Source organism: Acidimicrobiales bacterium, from assembly GCA_033344915.1.
In the GTDB taxonomy this organism is placed as follows: Bacteria; Actinomycetota; Acidimicrobiia; order Acidimicrobiales; family Aldehydirespiratoraceae; genus JAJRXC01.
Genome location: JAWPML010000001.1, coordinates 1,909,794 through 1,926,095 on the forward strand (window position 1 = coordinate 1,909,794; position 16,302 = coordinate 1,926,095).

A 16,302-nucleotide genomic window follows, 5' to 3' on the forward strand; every position below is an offset into this window, starting at 1 on the left:
TCCGTCGGTGCCTAGCAGTTGCTTCCAGGGGCTATTGCCCACAGAGGCGAGTTGTCACGCTATCGGGAGGGTGCTGGAGCGTCAACCCCGGCAGCCCCGATTTTTCCGGCCGGAGTTCCCGGCGTTCGAGCGCTCGGGCACGTTACCGGGCGCACCCCGGGGGGAGACACCCCATCGGTGTGATCCGCGTCACAGTCGGCCGGGTCAGGCCCGCACGGCGAGGTGGCGCTGCTTCTTCCCCCGCTGGACCAGAACGAACCGGCCGTCGACGAATGTCACGGTGTCCGTGGCGGCGACGACCTTCTCGCCGTTCACCCGGATGCCGCCCTGGTCGATGGTTCGCCGGGCGTCGCCGCGCGACGAGCAGACCCCCGTCGCCACGAGGAGATCCACGACCGGCTCCTCGTCGCCGAGCGGCTGATCGAGCGTCGTCTCGGGCACCACCCCGCGCAGCGCATCGAGCCCCTCGGCGTCGACCGCTCCCCCGCCGAACAGCACACCGGCCGCGAGCACGGCACGGTGGGCGGCGGATTCGCCGTGCACCAGGGTGGTCACCTCGTCGGCCAGCACCCGCTGGGCGTGGCGTTGCTCCGGCACCTTCTCGTGCTCGGCCATCACCTCGCCGATCCGCTCGACCGGCAGCAGCGTCAACTGGAGCAGGAACCGCTCGACGTCGCGGTCGTCCGCCTGCACGAAGTACTGGTGGAACTCGTAGGGCAACGTCTGCTCGGCGTCGAGCCACAGGGCCCCGGAGGCCGACTTCCCGAACTTCGTGCCGTCCGCCTTGGTGATGAGGGGCCAGGAGAGACCGTGGACCGTGTGGCTCTCCCGCCGGCGGATCAGGTCGATGCCGGCGGTGATGTTCCCCCACTGATCGGACCCGCCGATCTGGAGATCGCATCCCCGGTTGACGTGGAGCCACCAGTAGTCGAACGCCTGGAGCAGCATGTAGCTGAACTCGGTGAACGAGATTCCGTGCTCACTGTCCATCCGCGAACGGACCGAGTCCTTGGCCACCATCTGGTTCACCGTGGCGTGTTTGCCGACGTCGCGCAGGAAGTCGAGGACGCCGACGTCCCTGGTCCAGTCGAAGTTGTTGACCAACTCGACGCCGGACGAGCCGCCGGTGTCGAGAAGGCGCTCGACCTGCGCCCGGATGCCGGCGACATTGTGGGCCAGCGCGTCGGCATCGAGGAGGTTGCGTTCCTCGGATCGACCGCCCGGGTCGCCCACCATGCCGGTGGACCCGCCGACCAGCGCGATGGGCCGGTGCCCGTGATCCTGGAATCGACGCAGCACGAGGATCCCGACGAGATTGCCGAGATGCAGGCTCGGAGCGGACGGGTCGATGCCGTGGTAGAGCGTGATCGGACCCTCGTCGAGGCGCTTCCTGAGCTCGGACTCCTCGGTGGAGTCCTGCAGCAGGCCGCGAGCGATCAGGTCATCGAGGATCTCTGCACCGGGCACGCCCCGAGGATACGCAGAGGTGCCGTGGATCACGGGTGATTTGCCACCAGAATGAACACTCATGCGCCGCCCCCGTCGCCTCCTCGCCGCGCTCCTGGCGCTCGCGTCCCTCGCCGCCGCGTGCAGCTACGAGACGAAGGACTTCGATTCGCTGTTCGGCGACGACTTCAGCATCGAGCAGCTCGAGACCGCCCAGTCGTCGAGGCTCGTGGACCGCAACGGCACGGTCATCACCGACCTGCGAGGCGAACAGAACCGGACCGACATCGAGTTCGAGGACATTCCGCCCGTCGTCTACAACGCCGTCGTCGCGATCGAGGACGAGCGCTTCTGGGACCACTCCGGCATCGACCTGAAGGCGATTCTCCGGGCGGCGCGGTCGAACGTGAACGCGGGCGGCGTGAGCCAGGGCGGCTCCACCATCACCCAGCAGTACGTGGGCAACGTCTTCCTCGACCGTTCCGACCGCACGGGGAGTCGCAAGATCGAGGAGATCTTCATGGCCCGCCGCTTCGAGCAGCGATTCACGAAGCAGTTCATCCTCGGCCGCTACCTGAACTGGGTGTACTTCGGCAACGGGGCCTACGGCGTGGAAGCCGCGGCCCGCGAGTACTTCGGTCCCCCCGACTGCGCCCGCCAGCAGACCCTGGCCGATGCCGACGACCGCGACTGCCTCAAGGTCTCGGAACTGTCCCTCGTGGAGGCGGCGACGATCGCCGGTCTCATCCAGGCGCCGGGCCGCTTCAACCCCTACGACAACTACCAGGCGGCCAAGGACCGGCGCGATCTCGTCCTGCTGCGCATGCTGGCCAACGACTACATCACCGAGGACGAGTACAACCGTGCCCTGCTCGAGCCCATCGAGCTCGTGGACGACGTGCCCCTGCTCGAGGAGCAGTATCCGGCCGCGCACTTCGTGGACGACGTGAAGCAGTGGTTCCTCGACAACCCTCTGTTCGGCGCGGACCGTGAGGAGCGCGCCCGCCTCCTCTTCGAGGGCGGCCTCACGATCCACACGACCATCGACCTCGAACTCCAGGCGCGGGCCGAAGCGGCGGTCACCGAGGTGCTGCCCGAATACGCCGAGGACGGCCGGATCAATCCCGACGCGGCCGTCGTCACGCTCGGCACCACCGCCCAGGACGACGGCCATGTGCTCGCCATGGTCGGCGGCCGAGACTTCTTCGGCGACGGCAACTTCGCGAAGGTCAACCTCGCGTCCGGCACGGGGCGCCAGGCCGGCTCGTCGATGAAGCCGATCGCGCTGGCGGCGGAGCTCCAGCGAGGCCGCTCGATCACCCGGATCTGGGACGCGCCGCTGCGCATCGAGATCGACGAACCGAGTGTCTGTGGCGGACTCTGGCGGGTGCGGGGCGGCACCGGCGGCCAGGTCACCCTCGCCCGCGCGACCCGCCTCTCCCTCAACTCCGTCTATGCGCAGGTCGTGGCCGACCTCGGGCCCGACACGTTCGTCGACATGGCCGAGCAGCTGGGCATCGGCGAGGACCGCCTGGCCCCGGTGTGCGCCGCGGTGCTCGGCTCCGAGAACGTCAACATGCTCGAGATGGCGACCGTCTACTCCACCTTCAGTCGGTCCGGCACCCGGGTCGACCCCGTCCTCGTCACGTCGGTCGTCAATGCCGACGGCACGGTCCTCTACTCCCATGCCTCGAATCCCGTGCCGGTCCTCACCCCGAGCGTCGCCCACCAGATCAGCTGGGTCCTGACCACGGCGGTCGAGAGCGGCACCGGTCGGCGGGCCCAGCTCGCCGACGGCCGCACCGCCGCGGGCAAGACCGGCACGGCCCAGGACAACGGCGACGCCACCTTCGTCGGCTACACGCCCCAGCGGACGACGGCCGTGTGGGTCGGTTTCCCCGAGGAGGTCACGCCGATGCGTGACTACTTCCTCGGCGGCAGGGTCGAGGGCGGCACCTTCCCCGCGCTCATCTTCAAGGCCGTGATGGACCAGATGCACGACGGGATCGAGGACACGCCGTTCCCGACGCCGCCGCCCAGCTCCACCACCACGACCCTTCCCGTGCCCCCGGAGACACTCACCGTCCCCGACTGGGTCGGCCAGGCGATCAACACCGAGCTGCTGGTGGCGGCCGAGGAGCAGTTCTTCAATCTCGTCATCGCCGAGCAGGAGACCGACGAGTTCGCGGAGGGCACGATCATCTCGCAGGTGCCGGCGGGGGGCACCCAGGTGCCGGGCCTGAGTCTGAACACCGTGACCGTCGTGGTCGCGATCTCTCCCCTGTCCGCGCCAGTGCCCGATGTGACGGGTCTCGTCGAGGCGCAGGCCCGCCAGACCATCAGCGGCAACGGTTTCGGGCACGAGGTGATGTACCAGGAGGACCCCGACGGCGAGACCGAGCCGGGGTTCGTGTGGGACCAGGACCCGAGCGGAGGCAGCCCCCGTGACGACGTGGACACCGTGCGGCTCTGGGTCCAACCTATTCCGGATCCCTCCGATGACGGCGGGGACGACAGCGGCGACGAGGGCGACGGCGAGTGACCACCACGTACGACGCGCCCCACGACGAAATCGAGCGGCCGCCCTCGAAGGTGGCGCGGGTCGGGCTCGGCGTCGTGGTGGTCGCCATGATCGGAATGTGGGCCTGGATCTACATCTGGGCACCCCGCGACAACCCCGACCGGCTGACCAATCGCGCCTATCCGGAGGCCGTCGAGCCCAGCTGCGCCGCGTTCCAGGCGGAGATCGACGAGCTGCCGTTCTTCGACACGTCCACCACCATCGGCGAGAAGACTGCGCAGGTTGCCCGGGCAACCGAGCTGACCGAGGAGCTCGTGGCGACGCTCGAGGCCGAAGCGGCGTCGAGGACGTTCGACGATCCCGACGACAGCCGCCTGCTGGGGCTGTGGTTCGCCGACTGGAACGCCTACCTCGCCGACCGGCACGCCTACCTCCAGCTCCTGCGCGACGCGCCGGCGGACACGCCCCGCAACGAGCTCTCGTTCACGCTCACGGAGCGCTCGTCCGGCGGGTTCTACACGCGCACGATCGAGGGCTTCGCGAACGTCAACGACATGTCGTCGTGCCGCGTGCCCACCGACATCTGAGGCTCAGCCCGACAGCTCGCGGGCGAGGGCGAGCCCGGCCACGGCCATGCGGTGCGACCCCGGGTCGGCGCCGAGCGCGGCGAGCTCGTCGGGCCTGACCCAGCGCTGATCCTGCGACTCGTGGTTCGCGTCGACGGTCGCTCCCGGCGGTGCGACGACGAGGAAGCGCACGTCGTAGTGCAGGTGGGCGTCCTCCGTCGGCGGGTCGACCCGGTGGATGTCGAGGTCGATCGCCACAGGCCACACCCGGAGACCCTCGATCCCCGTCTCCTCCTGCGCCTCGCGCAGGGCGACGGCGGGAAGATTGGCGTCGCCGTCGGCGTGACCGCCCGGCTGCACCCAGATCTGAAGCTTCGTGTGGAACAGGAACAGGGTGCGCTCCGCCGCGGCGTCGACCACGAGCGCCGAGCCGGTCAGGTGTCCCGGTCGTTCGGTGCGGTCGAGCGGCCGGGGACGGTCGGCCAACAGCGAGCGCATCCCCTCCCGTTCGTCACGCAGGGCGTTGTCCGAGACACCGGCGATCGCGGCCCACGCATCGCCGACCCGCATCGATGGGGCGAGTCGGTGGTCACCGGCAGTGAGCAATCGGGGGTCAGGGGCCATCCTCGGCGACCCTACCGGGCGCTCGTTCGCCCCCGGCCAGTCGGATCGCGAACTCTTCCGCCCGGCGTCCCCACCGGCTCTCGAACGCGTCGATCACCTCCCACCCCAGCGCGGCCAGCATCATGCGCCGCCGCAGATGCGCTTCCGGACCGCCCGGATGAACCGTGCAATCCAGTGCGACGGCGGCCTGTGCCTCCCCCACGACCAGGTCGATCTGTTCGTGGCCGACGCGATACCCGCTGCGGACGACGAGACCCTGCTCGGCGAGGAGGTCGCGCAGGACCGCCGGCCAGCCGTCGACGGGGAGGCCGCGCGGGGCGTCATCCACCTGCTCGGCGTGGGCGAGGTAGTCGGCGATCAGCCCCTTCGGGGGCGACGCGAGCGACGTGACGACGGTGCAACGCTGGCGAGCCCGCGTGACCATCACGTTGAAGAGATGTCGGTTCTGGGCGAAGCGGACGGACCCCGCCGGACAGTCGTCATCGAGGGCGAGCGAGACGATCATGTGGTCCCGTTCCGCGCCCTGGAACCCGTGGACCGTTCCGACGGCGAGGCGGTGCTCGAGGATCGTGTCAGCGTCGAACGTGTCGACGAGGCGGGTCTCGAGGAGATCGGCTTGGGCGCGAAACGGCGTGATCACACCGAGTTCCCGCTCCCCTGCGGCCACCCGAGCCGTGAGGAACTCGACGATGTGCTCGACCTCGGTCGGGTTGGTCCCGTTCTCGAGCCGGTCGCCGTCCAGGCGCACCACGTCGATCCGATCGCTGGTGTCCACGCGGGGATGGCGAGTGGCGGGCTGGACCCGATCCTCGTAGAAGCGCTTGGCCGAGAAGTCGATCAGGTGCGGCACGCTCCGGTAGTGCGTGGTCAGCAGCGTGGTCGGACCGGCCGCCGACGCCGCGTCGAGCAGGCTGTTGCGCCGGATGTCGAGCTGACCGGCACGGGCCGTACCGGCGAGCCCCCAGCGCGCGAGTGCCTCCGCCATAGCGTCGTCGGAGGCGAACGACGTGTGGCGGAGTTGGTGCGGATCGCCGGCTGCGATCATCCGGCGACCCCGCAGCAACGCCGGCGGCGCGACCGTCTGGTCGACCTGACTCGCCTCGTCGACGATCACGAGGTCGAACATCGCCGCGGTCGGTGGGAGCAGATCGTCGATGTCGCCGATCGTCCCGACCCAGAGCGGGAGCGCTCGGAGCAGTCGTTCTCCGTCGAGCGCGGCGAGGATGCGGCGCCGCGGGGCGCGCCCCGAACGCAGCGCCCGGCCCAGCTCCATGAGCACGCGGCGATCCCCGCGGGCGACGCGCTGTTGCGCGCGAACCCGTTCGAGTCGCAGGAACCGCTCCCGCAGCTCGTGGTCGAGCGCGATCTGCTGTTCGACCGCCTCGCCGAGTTGCAGGCCCCCGGCGCGCTCGAGGCGGCGGGCGTGCAACCGATCCTCCAGATTCTCGATGCCGCGATCGCCCGCTCGGACCGCAAGCCGTCGCCTCGCCCGTCGACGACGCCACCACCCGGCCCGGACGTCGCGCCGCACGACCCGGAGGTCTCCTTCCACCTCGGACCATTCGTCGTCGGTCAGCGCCTCGTCCAGGACCAGGGAGACGGCATCCGCGTCGCGGATACGCGCGTCGGCCCGCATCGCTCCGAGCACGTCACGCTGCGACTGGGCAACCGCACGTACGGCGTCGGCCACCGCTCGCTCGGCTTTGCTCGCGTCCTCGGCCTTGGCCCCGATCGCCTCGTACAGATCGGCGACCATCTGCTCGCGACTGCGATTGTCCCCGAAGACCACCGCCCGCGGCGCGCCGATCTCCGAGAGGAAGTCGATGATGACCGACGCGGCATGCTGCGACTGGGTCGCCACGAGGACCGATTCGCCCCGGTGCACCGCGTCGACAGCGAGCGCCGCGACCGTGTGCGACTTCCCGGTGCCGGGCGGCCCGGAGATCACCGAGATGCGCTCGCGACCGCCCGCGACGGCCGCGAGCTGGTCGCCGTCGAGCGGGAGCGCGCTCGTGGGGGCGTCCGCCACGGGTTCACGCTCCGCAGCGGGGACGGGTGCGCCGTAGAGGGCGGCGAACGCCGTGCCGTCGAGATCCGGGCGGGTGGCCCACGCTTCGAGGGACGGCCGACGCCCGATCTGGTCGAGATCGCGGGCGAGGTAGACACCGACCGACGGCACGACGAGCAGACCGGGAGACTCGCTCTGCTTCGCCAGAGACTCCACCGCGATGGCCGGGCGCGCGTCGGGGAACCCCATCGCCGTCGCCGAACTCCGCAGCCACCGCTGCAGCTTCGGGAACCGTGTCCACCAGTGGGCTGACGCATCGGGGGCGATCGCCTGGTACTGGGCGTCCTCGACCGATGCGAGCCGGGCCTCCACGTCCTCGATGAGATGTGAGCCCTCCTGGTCACCGTCGAGTCGCCAGCCCGACCCTGCGAGGCTGTCGGACCGATCGGCGATCCCACCCACGAGAGAGGACCGGGTACGTCGGATCCCCTGGGAGACGATGGGGGCGAGCACGCGACGCGTCGAGTCGCCCTCGTCGAGCCGGCCGACGACCCAGCCGTAGCCGATGCGGAGCAGGGTCTCGTGGGGATGCAACCCATCGCGCGCAACCATTCGTCTCACCGCGGAGCTCTGCAACGCGTATCTCTGCTCGGGCAGGAGCGCTTGCGCGACGACCGCACCTTCGGTGAAGAACTGCAAGGGGGACGGCACCACCGTGACGACCCCGCCGTGCGCCGCCACGTCGATGATCCGATCGGGAGGCTTCACCATGTCGGCGAAGTACCGAAGCGTCGCACGAACGGGTGAGGTGTCGGTCACGGCCCTGGGATCGTAGCGTTGGGGCCCGGTGCGGGATGAGGACGACTCACCTCGGCGCAGTCCGGCACGGCGAATCGCCAGGGAAGACCCTGGCCCTTCGTCAGACCGATCCGCTCCCCCACCGCCGGTGTCGGCGGCGGGGCCGTGCCGTCGTCGCGGATCGAGACGCCGAGGTCGGCCCGGGCCAGATCGACGCCGTCGTGGGTGCCGTCGATCGCGAATGCCTGTGCCAGCTTGGCCGGCCCGTTCGCGAGGTCGACGTCACGGCGTGCCCGCTCGCGGCGGGACCGCATCGCCGGGACGCCCCGTAGCGGGGTGACGGCCCGGATCAGCACGGCTCCCGGCTCGCCCCGGGGGCCGGTCACCACATTGGCGCACCAGTGCATGCCGTAGGTGAAGTACACGTAGAGATGGCCGGGCGGCCCGAACATCACCTCGGTTCGCGGCGTCACGCCCCGGTGGGCGTGGCTCCCGGGGTCATCGGCGCCCTGGTATGCCTCCGTCTCCACGATCCGGCCGGCCACGCCCGGGGCAACCAGCACCTTGTTGAGCAGGTCAGGAGCCACCTCGAGCGCCGGGCGCGCGAAGAAGCGACGGCCGAGTCGGCGGCTCACCCGTCGAGGTGGGCGCGCATCTCGTCCGGAATCGGGACGGGCGCGTACCCATCGTGGCTGACGACGACATAGGTCGTTGTCGAATCGATCACCGCCCGTCCGCCGACATGCCCGGTGGCGGTGACGTCGAAGCTGGTGGTGCCCCAACGCGAGACGGCGAGATCGAGGGTGAGCGTGTCACCGAAGCGGGCCGGGCCCTGCCAGACGATCTCGCTGCGCTTGACCGTGACCTCCCACCCGAGCGTCGCCTCGAAGTCGGTCTCGATGCCTCGCAGCCACTGGTCGACCGCATCGTCGATGTAGGCCATGTAGTGGGCGTTGAAGACGATGCCCTGCTGGTCGCACTCGCCGTAGCGGATCCGGTAGTCGTAGGACGCCATCACCCCAGCGTCGCGCGAAAGCGGTCGAGCTGCGCAGCGACCGCGGCGGGCGAACCGCCGCCGTGGGTGGTGCGGCGGGTGACCGAGACGCCGGGCGCGAGCAGCGCGGCGGCGTCGGGACCGAGATCGGGGTGCGCGGCGACGAGATCCGCGAGGGTGCCCTCGCCGGCGAGCGCCTTGCGGACCTGCTCCCCCACGACCGCGTGGGCCTGGCGGAAGGGCATGCCCCGGCCGACGAGCCACTCGGCCAGGTCGGTGGCGGCGGCGTAGGGCGAGTCGGCCTGCTCGGCCATGGCGTCGGTGCGGAAGGTCGTGGTGGCGAGCATCCCATCGAGGGCGAGGAGGGTGAGACGCACCGTGTCGACGGCGTCGAAGAGCGGCTCCTTGTCCTCCTGCATGTCCTTGTTGTACGTGAGGGGCAGGCCCTTGAGCGTGGTGAGGAAGCCCGTGAGGTGGCCGACGAGACGCCCCGCCTTGCCCCGGGCGAGCTCCGCGATGTCGGGGTTCTTCTTCTGCGGCATCATCGACGATCCGGTGGAGAACCCGTCGTCCAGCTCCACGAAGCCGAACTCCGTCGATGCCCAGAGGATCAGCTCCTCGCCGACCCGGCTGAGGTGGACGCCGAGCAGGGCGAGGGCGAACAGCGACTCGGCGACGAAGTCGCGATCGGCGACGGCATCGAGGCTGTTGTCGAAGACGCCGTCGAAGTCGAGGTAGGCAGCGGTCTTCGCCGGGTCGAGGGGCAGCGAGCTGCCCGCGAGCGCGCCCGCTCCGAGGGCGGACACGTTGGTGCGAGCCCGCGCCTCCCGCAGCCGTTCGACGTCACGTTGGAGGGCCCAACCATGGGCGAGGAGGTGATGGGCGAGCGCCACCGGCTGGGCCTGCTGGAGATGGGTGTAGCCGGGCAGGTAGGCGTCGCCGGCGGCCTCCGCCTGGGCGAGCAGGGTGCGTTGTACCCGCACGACGAGATCGACGACCTCGTCGAGCGCGGCGCGGGTCCACAGCCGCAGGTCCGTCGCCACCTGGTCGTTGCGGCTCCGGCCGGTGTGCATCTTCGCGCCGGCCGGCTCGAGCTCGGTGACCCGTCGTTCGACGGCGGTGTGGATGTCCTCGTCGCTCTCGACGAAGGCGAACGTCCCGTCGGCGATCTCGGTTTCGACCGCGTCGAGTGCGGCCAGGACGCCGTCGCGCTCGGGCTCGGACAGCAAGCCCACGTCGGCCAGCATCCGCACATGGGCCCGAGAACCGGCGACGTCCTCGCGAAACATCCGCCGGTCGAAGGGCAGAGAGTCGTTGAGCGCCTGCAGCGCCTCGGACGGCCCACCCTCGAACCGACCGTGCCAGAGCTGGCCCCGCTCGGTCACGAGGCCCCCCGCTTCCGGGCGAGGTTCCGCAGCCGCAGGGCGTTGAGCTTGATGAAGCCCTCGGCGTCGGCCTGGTCGTAGGCGCCTTCGTCCTCCTCGAACGTGGCGATCTTCTCGTCGAACAACGAGTCGGGCGACTTGCGCCCGGCGACGTCCACATTGCCCTTGAACAGCTTCAGGCGCACCGTGCCGTTGACGTACTCCTGGCTGTGGTCGATCGCCACCTGGAGCATCTCCCGCTCGGGGCTCCACCAGAAGCCGTTGTAGATCAGCTCGGCGTATTTGGGCATCAACGAGTCCTTGAGGTGCGCGACCTCACGGTCGAGCGTGATCGACTCGATGGCGCGGTGGCCCCGCAGCATGATCGTGCCGCCGGGCGTCTCGTAGGCACCCCGGCTCTTCATGCCGACGAAGCGGTTCTCGACGATGTCGAGCCGTCCGATGCCGTTGGCGCCACCGATCTCGTTGAGCTTCGTGAGCACCTCGGCAGGGCTCATCGCGACATCGTCGATGGCGACGATGTCGCCCTTCTCGTAGGTGAGGTCGACATAGGTGGCCTCGTTCGGCGCGGCCTCGGGGGACACCGACCAGCGCCACATCTCCGAGGGCGGCTCGGTGAACGGGTCCTCGAGCGGACCGCCCTCGAAGCTGATGTGGAGCAGGTTGGCGTCCATGGAGAACGGCGACTTCTTCCCCCGCTTCATCTCGATCGGGATGTCGTGCTGCTCGGCGTAGTTCATGAGCGACTCACGCGAGCCGAGATCCCACTCCCGCCACGGGGCGATCACCTTGATGTCGGGCGCGAGGGCGTAGGCCCCGAGCTCGAAGCGCACCTGGTCGTTGCCCTTGCCGGTGGCACCGTGGCTGATGGCATCGGCCCCGTGTTCCTCGGCGATCTCGACGAGGCGTTTCGCGATGAGCGGCCGGGCGATCGAGGTGCCCAGCAGGTACTCCCCCTCGTAGATGGTGTTCGCCCGGAACATGGGGAAGACGAAATCGGCGACGAACTCCTCCCGGACATCCTCGATGTGGATGTTGCTCTCCGGCACGCCCATCTGGAGGGCCTTGGCCCGCGCCGGTTCGACCTCTTCGCCCTGTCCGAGATCGGCGGTGAACGTGATCACCTCGGCGTCGTAGGTCTCCTGGAGCCAACGCAGGATGATGGAGGTGTCGAGACCTCCGCTGTAGGCGAGAACGACCTTCATGGGTTCGTGTGCTTTCTCTTCGTGCTGTCGATCAGAGGCCGGCGAGCTCACGGAGCTGCGCGGCGAGGGCTTTGCCACCGGTGGGTTCCGTGGCGACGACCATCAGGGTGTCGTCGCCGGCGACCGTACCGAGGATCTCCCCGATCCCCGCCCGGTCGAGGGCGGAGGCCACCACATGAGCCGACCCCGGCGGCGTCCGCAGCACGACGATGTTCGCCGAGCTGGCGACGTCGGCGACCCAGTCGCCCATCACCCGGCGCAGGTGCTCCTCCGGCGCGATGCGGTCGACCGGATGCTCCGGGATCGCGTAGACCGTCTCGCCGCCGGGCACCCGCACCTTGATCGCACCCAACTCGTCCAGGTCGCGCGAAACCGTCGCCTGGGTGGCGTGCAGGTCCTCCTGCTCGAGCAGCTCCACGAGCTGCCCCTGGTTGGTCACCGCGTTGTTCTCGAGCAGCAACGCGATCCGGTGCTGCCGCCGTGCCTTACTCACACTGGCCCCCGTTCATGACTGAGCCTCGGACATGAGCCAGGCGAGCAGGCCACGAGCGGCGTGCATGCGGTTGGCCGCCTGGACCCAGATGCGACTGCGGGGGCCGTCGAGCACCTCGTCGACGACCTCCTCGCCGCGATGGGCCGGCAGACAGTGCAGGAAGATCGCGCCGGCGGAGGCGAACCCCATCATCCGCTCGTCGATGCGGAACCCCTCGAAGTCCCGCCGCCGCTGCTCCGCCTCGGCCTCCTGCCCCATGGACGTCCACGTGTCGGCGTAGACGGCGTCGGCGCCGGCGACGGCGTCCTCGGGCCGGTCGAAGATCTCTGGCTCGCCGTGAGACCGAATCCGGTCCAGGTCCCGCTCGCTGAACGTGTAGCCGGCCGGCGACGCGATCCGGAACTGCATGCCCGACAGTGCCGCGCCGATCGCCAGGGACCGGGCGACATTGTTGGCATCGCCGACGTAGGCGACGCTGCGACCCTCCAGGGCGCCGAACTCACGACGCATGGTCAGCAGATCGGCGAGTGCCTGCATGGGGTGGCCCTCGTCGCACAGCAGGTTGACGACGGGGACGCGGTCGACCGCGGCCATCCGGGCGACCGTGTCGTGGGCGAAGACCCGCGCCCCGATCGCGGCGTGGAACCCGGCCATGGCGTTGGTGACGTCCTCCACCGACTCACGGGTGTCCAGCCCGACCTCGTCCGCCTGGATGTAGACCGGATGGCCACCCAGCTGCACCACCGCCATCTCCATGGAGTTGCGGGTACGGGCCGACGGCTTCTCGAAGATGAGCGCCATGCCCTTGCCCGCGAGGACCCGGGCCGGGTCGGCCGTGGACGACAGATCCAACACCCGCGCCAACTCGGCGGACGAGAGGTCGTCGATCTCGAGAAAATGGCGCATCACGCAGCCTCCTTCGCGTCGAGCACACCGGCGATGATCGAGACTGCCTCGGCGATCTGTTCGTCGGTGATGATGAACGGCGGCGCCACCCGCAGCGCCGTCGGGGTGATGCCGTTGAGGACGAGCCCCTCGTCGAGACAGGCACGGGCGATCTCCGGGCCGGTGCGACCCGCACGGGCGTCGTCGGTCAGCTCGATGCCGAGAAGGAGGCCGGCGCCGCGGACATGATCCACGCCGTCCAGTGCCGTCAGCGCCGCAGTCAGGGCGGCGCCGCGCTCACGCACCACCGCCGGCGCGTCCATGGCCGCATAGCGGTCCAGGGTGGCCCGGGCAGCGGCCAGCGCGAGCGCCTGACCGGCGAAGGTGGACCCGTGATCGCCCGGCCCGAAGGCGGCCGCGACCTCGTCGCGGGCCCAGATCCCGCCCACCGGCATGCCGTTGGCGATGCCTTTCGCGAGCGTGACGATGTCGGGCCGGATGCCGGCGTGCTGGAAGCCGAACCATTCGCCCGTGCGGGCGAACCCGGTCTGGATCTCGTCCATGATCAGCAGGATGCCCCGCTCGTCGCAGAGGCTGCGGACGCCCTGGAGATAGCTCGCGTCAGCCGGGTTCACGCCGCCCTCGCCCTGCACGGGCTCGAGGAGGATGGCCCCGACCTCGGGGCTGAGAGCCCGCTCCAGTTCGCCGAGGTCGTTCCACGCGACATGGTGGAAGCCCTCGGGCAGCGGTTGGAACGGCTCGTGCTTCTCCGGCTGACCGGTGGCCGCGAGCGCAGCCAGCGTGCGACCGTGGAACGACCGCATGGCGCTGATGACCACATGGCGGCCCCGGCCCTGGTACTTCCGGGAGAGCTTGATGGCCGCCTCGACCGCCTCGGCACCGGAATTCTGGAAGAGCACCTGACCCGGACCGGCATCGATCAGCGCGGAGACACGCTCGGCCACCGGCGCCTGGTGTTCGTTCGCGAAGAGGTTGGACGTGTGGATCAACGTGCTCGCCTGGGCCGCGATCGCGGCGGCGACATCCGGGTCGGCATGACCGAGCGATGTCACCGCGAGACCGCACAGGAAGTCGAGGTGGCGGTTGCCCTCGGCGTCCCACAATTCGGCACCGGCACCCTTCACGAAGAGACGGGGCGGGGAGCCGTAGTTGTTCATCAGCGGGCTGTGGTCGCCCGAGGCGCCCCACGCGGCAGCTTGCTCGGTCGTCACGACTCGTCCCCTTTCGTGACCATCGTGCCGATACCGGCATCGGTGAACAGCTCCAGCAACAGGACGTGGGGAATCCTCCCGTCGAGCATGTGGGCGGAGGTCGCGCCGCCCCGGACGGCCTCGATGCACGCCTGCACCTTCGGGATCATGCCGCCACCGATCGTGCCGTCCGCGATCAGACCCTCGAGCGTCGCGACATCGGCACGGGCCACGATCGAGGACGGGTCGTCGACATCGGTGAGCAGCCCCGGGACGTCGGTGAGGTACACGACCTTCTCCGCGCCGAGCGCACCCGCGAGCGCGCCGGCGACGGTGTCGGCATTGATGTTGTAGGCCTGTCCGTGGCCGTCGCTCCCGATCGTGGAGACGACGGGGATCATGTCCTCGGCGAGCAGCCGTTCGATGATGCCGGGCTGCACGGAGACCACGTCGCCGACGAAGCCGAGCGCAGCGTCGCGGGGGGCGGCCGTGATGAGGCCGCCGTCCTCGCCGGACAGGCCGACTGCGTGGGCGCCGTGGACATTGATCGCGCCGACGATGTCACGGCCCACCTTGCCCACGAGCACCATGCGGGCGACGTCGAGCGTCTCCTCGTCGGTGACCCGCAGACCGTCGACGAACTCGGTCTCCTTGCCGAGCCGAGCGAGCAGGTCGCCGATCTGGGGACCGCCCCCGTGCACGACGACGGGTTTCAGCCCGACCGAACGCAACAGGACGATGTCCTCGGCGAAGGTCGCAGCCAGCGCCGGATCGGTCATCGCGTTGCCGCCGTACTTCACCACCACCACGGCCCCGCGGAACTGCTGGATGTAGGGCAACGCCTCGACCAGCGCATCGGCGCGCCGCTCCGGAGAGAACCCCCGGTCCGGAAGGATCTCGTCGCTCGTCTCGGTCATGACCGGTACCCCGCATTGATCTCGATGTAGCCGTGGGTCAGATCACAGGTCCAGATCGTGGCCGACCCGGTGCCCACGCCGACGTCCACCCGGATCGACACCTCGTCCTCCCGGAGGTGGGCAGTCGCCCGCTCCTCGGAGTAGTCGTCGACCACGACGCCGTTGGCGGCGCACTGCTCGGGGCCGATCCAGATCGCCAGCTCGTCGCGGTCGGCGGCTTCGCCGGCCTTGCCGACGGCCATCACGATCCGACCCCAGTTGGCGTCCTCGGCGGCGAGCGCCGTCTTCACGAGGGGCGAGTTGCCGATGGCGAAGGCGATCGTCTCCGCCGCGTCGTCCGACGCGGCACCGGTGACGGTGACCTCCACGAACTTCGTGGCGCCTTCGCCGTCGCGCACGATCTGATGGGCGAGGTCGAGCAGCACCGAGTCGAGGGCCTCCTGGAAGTCCGCGAACCGCTCGTCGTCGGTCGTGACGATCTCGTCGTCGATCTGTTCGCCGGTGGCGAACAGCAGCACGGTGTCGCTCGTCGACGTGTCGCCGTCGACGGTGATGCGGTTGAACGAGCTCCCAACCGAGCGCGACAACGCGACCTGGAGGACGTCCGGGGCCACCCCGAGGTCGGTGAACACGAAGGCCAGCATGGTCGCCATGTCGGGGGCGATCATGCCGCTCCCCTTCGCGATACCGGCGATGTGGGCGGCCGTGCCGGGGATCCGGGCGGCGGCGCCTTTCGAGAACGTGTCGGTCGTGCGGATCGCCAGGGCCGCGTCCGCCCAGGCCTGCGAGTCGGCGGTGCCGAGCGAACCGGCGAGGGCGGGGAGGCCGCCGCGGAGCGCGTCCTCCGGCAGGGTCTCGCCGATCACGCCCGTCGATGCCAGGAACACCCGATCGGTGTCGACCCCGAGTTCGGCGGCGATCAGCTCCGCGGTGAGGGCGGCAGCGGTGTCACCCGCACGGCCGGTGAACGCGTTGGCGTTGCCGGAGTTGCAGACGATCGCCCGCGCCGTGCCGTCGCCCTCGGCGAGGATGCGGCGGCACCAGTCGACCGGCGCCGACGGGCAGAGGCTCTTCGTGAACGTGCCCGCGACCGTCGTCCCCTCGGCCAGGGCGGCGAGGAAGAGGTCGGCGCGCTTCGCGTACTTGATCCCGGCCGCGTGCGTCGCCAGTTGCAGACCGGCGATCGGCGGGAGTTCGGGGAACGCCGCAGGGGCGAGCGGTGAGGGGTCGGTCATCTCGTGCTCGTCGA

Annotated in this window: 14 protein-coding genes; 2 read left to right on the plus strand and 12 right to left on the minus strand. The window is 70.0% G+C overall.

Annotated elements, in window-relative coordinates; all coding sequences use genetic code 11:
- Nucleotides 1-204 precede the first annotated feature (204 nt).
- The gene (tyrS, locus tag R8F63_09265) at nucleotides 205-1,467 is read right to left on the minus strand and encodes a tyrosine--tRNA ligase (protein ID MDW3218786.1); all 1,263 of its coding nucleotides are present in this window, start codon (nucleotides 1,465-1,467) and stop codon (nucleotides 205-207) included.
- A gap of 61 nt (nucleotides 1,468-1,528) precedes the next feature.
- On the opposite strand from tyrS, the gene R8F63_09270 reads away from it, so the two are divergent.
- Both R8F63_09270 and R8F63_09275 read left to right on the plus strand, forming a co-directional pair.
- On the plus strand, nucleotides 1,529-3,988 hold the full coding sequence (locus tag R8F63_09270) for a transglycosylase domain-containing protein (protein ID MDW3218787.1): 2,460 nt from the start codon (nucleotides 1,529-1,531) through the stop codon (nucleotides 3,986-3,988).
- A complete protein-coding gene (locus R8F63_09275; GenBank protein MDW3218788.1) occupies nucleotides 3,985-4,554 on the plus strand; it encodes a hypothetical protein in 570 nt (189 codons plus the stop codon). The genes R8F63_09270 and R8F63_09275 overlap by 4 nt, the downstream gene beginning before the upstream one ends.
- Nucleotides 4,555-4,557: 3 nt before the next feature.
- Here R8F63_09275 and R8F63_09280 read toward each other — a convergent pair whose 3' ends face one another.
- Genes R8F63_09280 through argJ form a run of 11 tightly spaced genes read right to left on the minus strand, consistent with a single transcriptional unit; the run spans nucleotide 4,558 to nucleotide 16,288 of the window.
- Nucleotides 4,558-5,157, minus strand: coding sequence for an NUDIX hydrolase (locus tag R8F63_09280; protein MDW3218789.1), 600 nt, complete (start codon nucleotides 5,155-5,157; stop codon nucleotides 4,558-4,560).
- The gene (locus R8F63_09285) at nucleotides 5,147-7,984 is read right to left on the minus strand and encodes an AAA domain-containing protein (protein MDW3218790.1); all 2,838 of its coding nucleotides are present in this window, start codon (nucleotides 7,982-7,984) and stop codon (nucleotides 5,147-5,149) included. Before R8F63_09285 ends, R8F63_09280 begins: the two co-directional genes overlap by 11 nt.
- A complete protein-coding gene (locus R8F63_09290; protein ID MDW3218791.1) occupies nucleotides 7,981-8,598 on the minus strand; it encodes a DNA-3-methyladenine glycosylase in 618 nt (205 codons plus the stop codon). The genes R8F63_09285 and R8F63_09290 overlap by 4 nt, the downstream gene beginning before the upstream one ends.
- Nucleotides 8,595-8,978 carry a thioesterase family protein gene (locus R8F63_09295; GenBank protein MDW3218792.1) on the minus strand — a complete coding sequence of 128 codons (384 nt, stop codon included), beginning with the start codon at nucleotides 8,976-8,978 and terminating at the stop codon, nucleotides 8,595-8,597. The genes R8F63_09290 and R8F63_09295 overlap by 4 nt, the downstream gene beginning before the upstream one ends.
- Nucleotides 8,978-10,342, minus strand: coding sequence for an argininosuccinate lyase (gene argH / locus R8F63_09300; GenBank protein MDW3218793.1), 1,365 nt, complete (start codon nucleotides 10,340-10,342; stop codon nucleotides 8,978-8,980). The genes R8F63_09295 and argH overlap by 1 nt, the downstream gene beginning before the upstream one ends.
- Nucleotides 10,339-11,547 (minus strand): argininosuccinate synthase, encoded by a 1,209-nt coding sequence (locus tag R8F63_09305; protein ID MDW3218794.1) that lies wholly within the window; start codon nucleotides 11,545-11,547, stop codon nucleotides 10,339-10,341. The genes argH and R8F63_09305 overlap by 4 nt, the downstream gene beginning before the upstream one ends.
- A gap of 31 nt (nucleotides 11,548-11,578) precedes the next feature.
- Nucleotides 11,579-12,040 (minus strand): arginine repressor, encoded by a 462-nt coding sequence (argR, locus tag R8F63_09310; GenBank protein ID MDW3218795.1) that lies wholly within the window; start codon nucleotides 12,038-12,040, stop codon nucleotides 11,579-11,581.
- Between the two features lie 12 nt (nucleotides 12,041-12,052).
- Nucleotides 12,053-12,946, minus strand: coding sequence for an ornithine carbamoyltransferase (argF, locus tag R8F63_09315; protein MDW3218796.1), 894 nt, complete (start codon nucleotides 12,944-12,946; stop codon nucleotides 12,053-12,055).
- Nucleotides 12,946-14,157: an aminotransferase class III-fold pyridoxal phosphate-dependent enzyme gene (locus R8F63_09320; GenBank protein MDW3218797.1), complete on the minus strand. Its 1,212-nt coding sequence runs from the start codon at nucleotides 14,155-14,157 to the stop codon at nucleotides 12,946-12,948. Before R8F63_09320 ends, argF begins: the two co-directional genes overlap by 1 nt.
- Nucleotides 14,154-15,053, minus strand: a complete 900-nt coding sequence (argB, locus tag R8F63_09325) for an acetylglutamate kinase (GenBank protein MDW3218798.1) — start codon at nucleotides 15,051-15,053, stop codon at nucleotides 14,154-14,156. Before argB ends, R8F63_09320 begins: the two co-directional genes overlap by 4 nt.
- Nucleotides 15,050-16,288, minus strand: a complete 1,239-nt coding sequence (argJ, locus tag R8F63_09330; GenBank protein MDW3218799.1) for a bifunctional glutamate N-acetyltransferase/amino-acid acetyltransferase ArgJ — start codon at nucleotides 16,286-16,288, stop codon at nucleotides 15,050-15,052. The genes argB and argJ overlap by 4 nt, the downstream gene beginning before the upstream one ends.
- Between the last annotated feature and the right edge of the window lie 14 nt (nucleotides 16,289-16,302).

Coding starts and splice junctions, on each gene's coding strand:
- R8F63_09280 (MDW3218789.1), bottom strand. CDS start 5,157: ATGGCCCCTGACCCCCGATTGCTCACTGCCGGTGACCACCGACTCGCC.
- argF (MDW3218796.1), bottom strand. CDS start 12,946: ATGCGCCATTTTCTCGAGATCGACGACCTCTCGTCCGCCGAGTTGGCG.
- R8F63_09305 (MDW3218794.1), bottom strand. CDS start 11,547: ATGAAGGTCGTTCTCGCCTACAGCGGAGGTCTCGACACCTCCATCATC.
- argJ (MDW3218799.1), bottom strand. CDS start 16,288: ATGACCGACCCCTCACCGCTCGCCCCTGCGGCGTTCCCCGAACTCCCG.
- R8F63_09295 (MDW3218792.1), bottom strand. CDS start 8,978: ATGGCGTCCTACGACTACCGGATCCGCTACGGCGAGTGCGACCAGCAG.
- R8F63_09270 (MDW3218787.1), top strand. CDS start 1,529: ATGCGCCGCCCCCGTCGCCTCCTCGCCGCGCTCCTGGCGCTCGCGTCC.
- argB (MDW3218798.1), bottom strand. CDS start 15,053: ATGACCGAGACGAGCGACGAGATCCTTCCGGACCGGGGGTTCTCTCCG.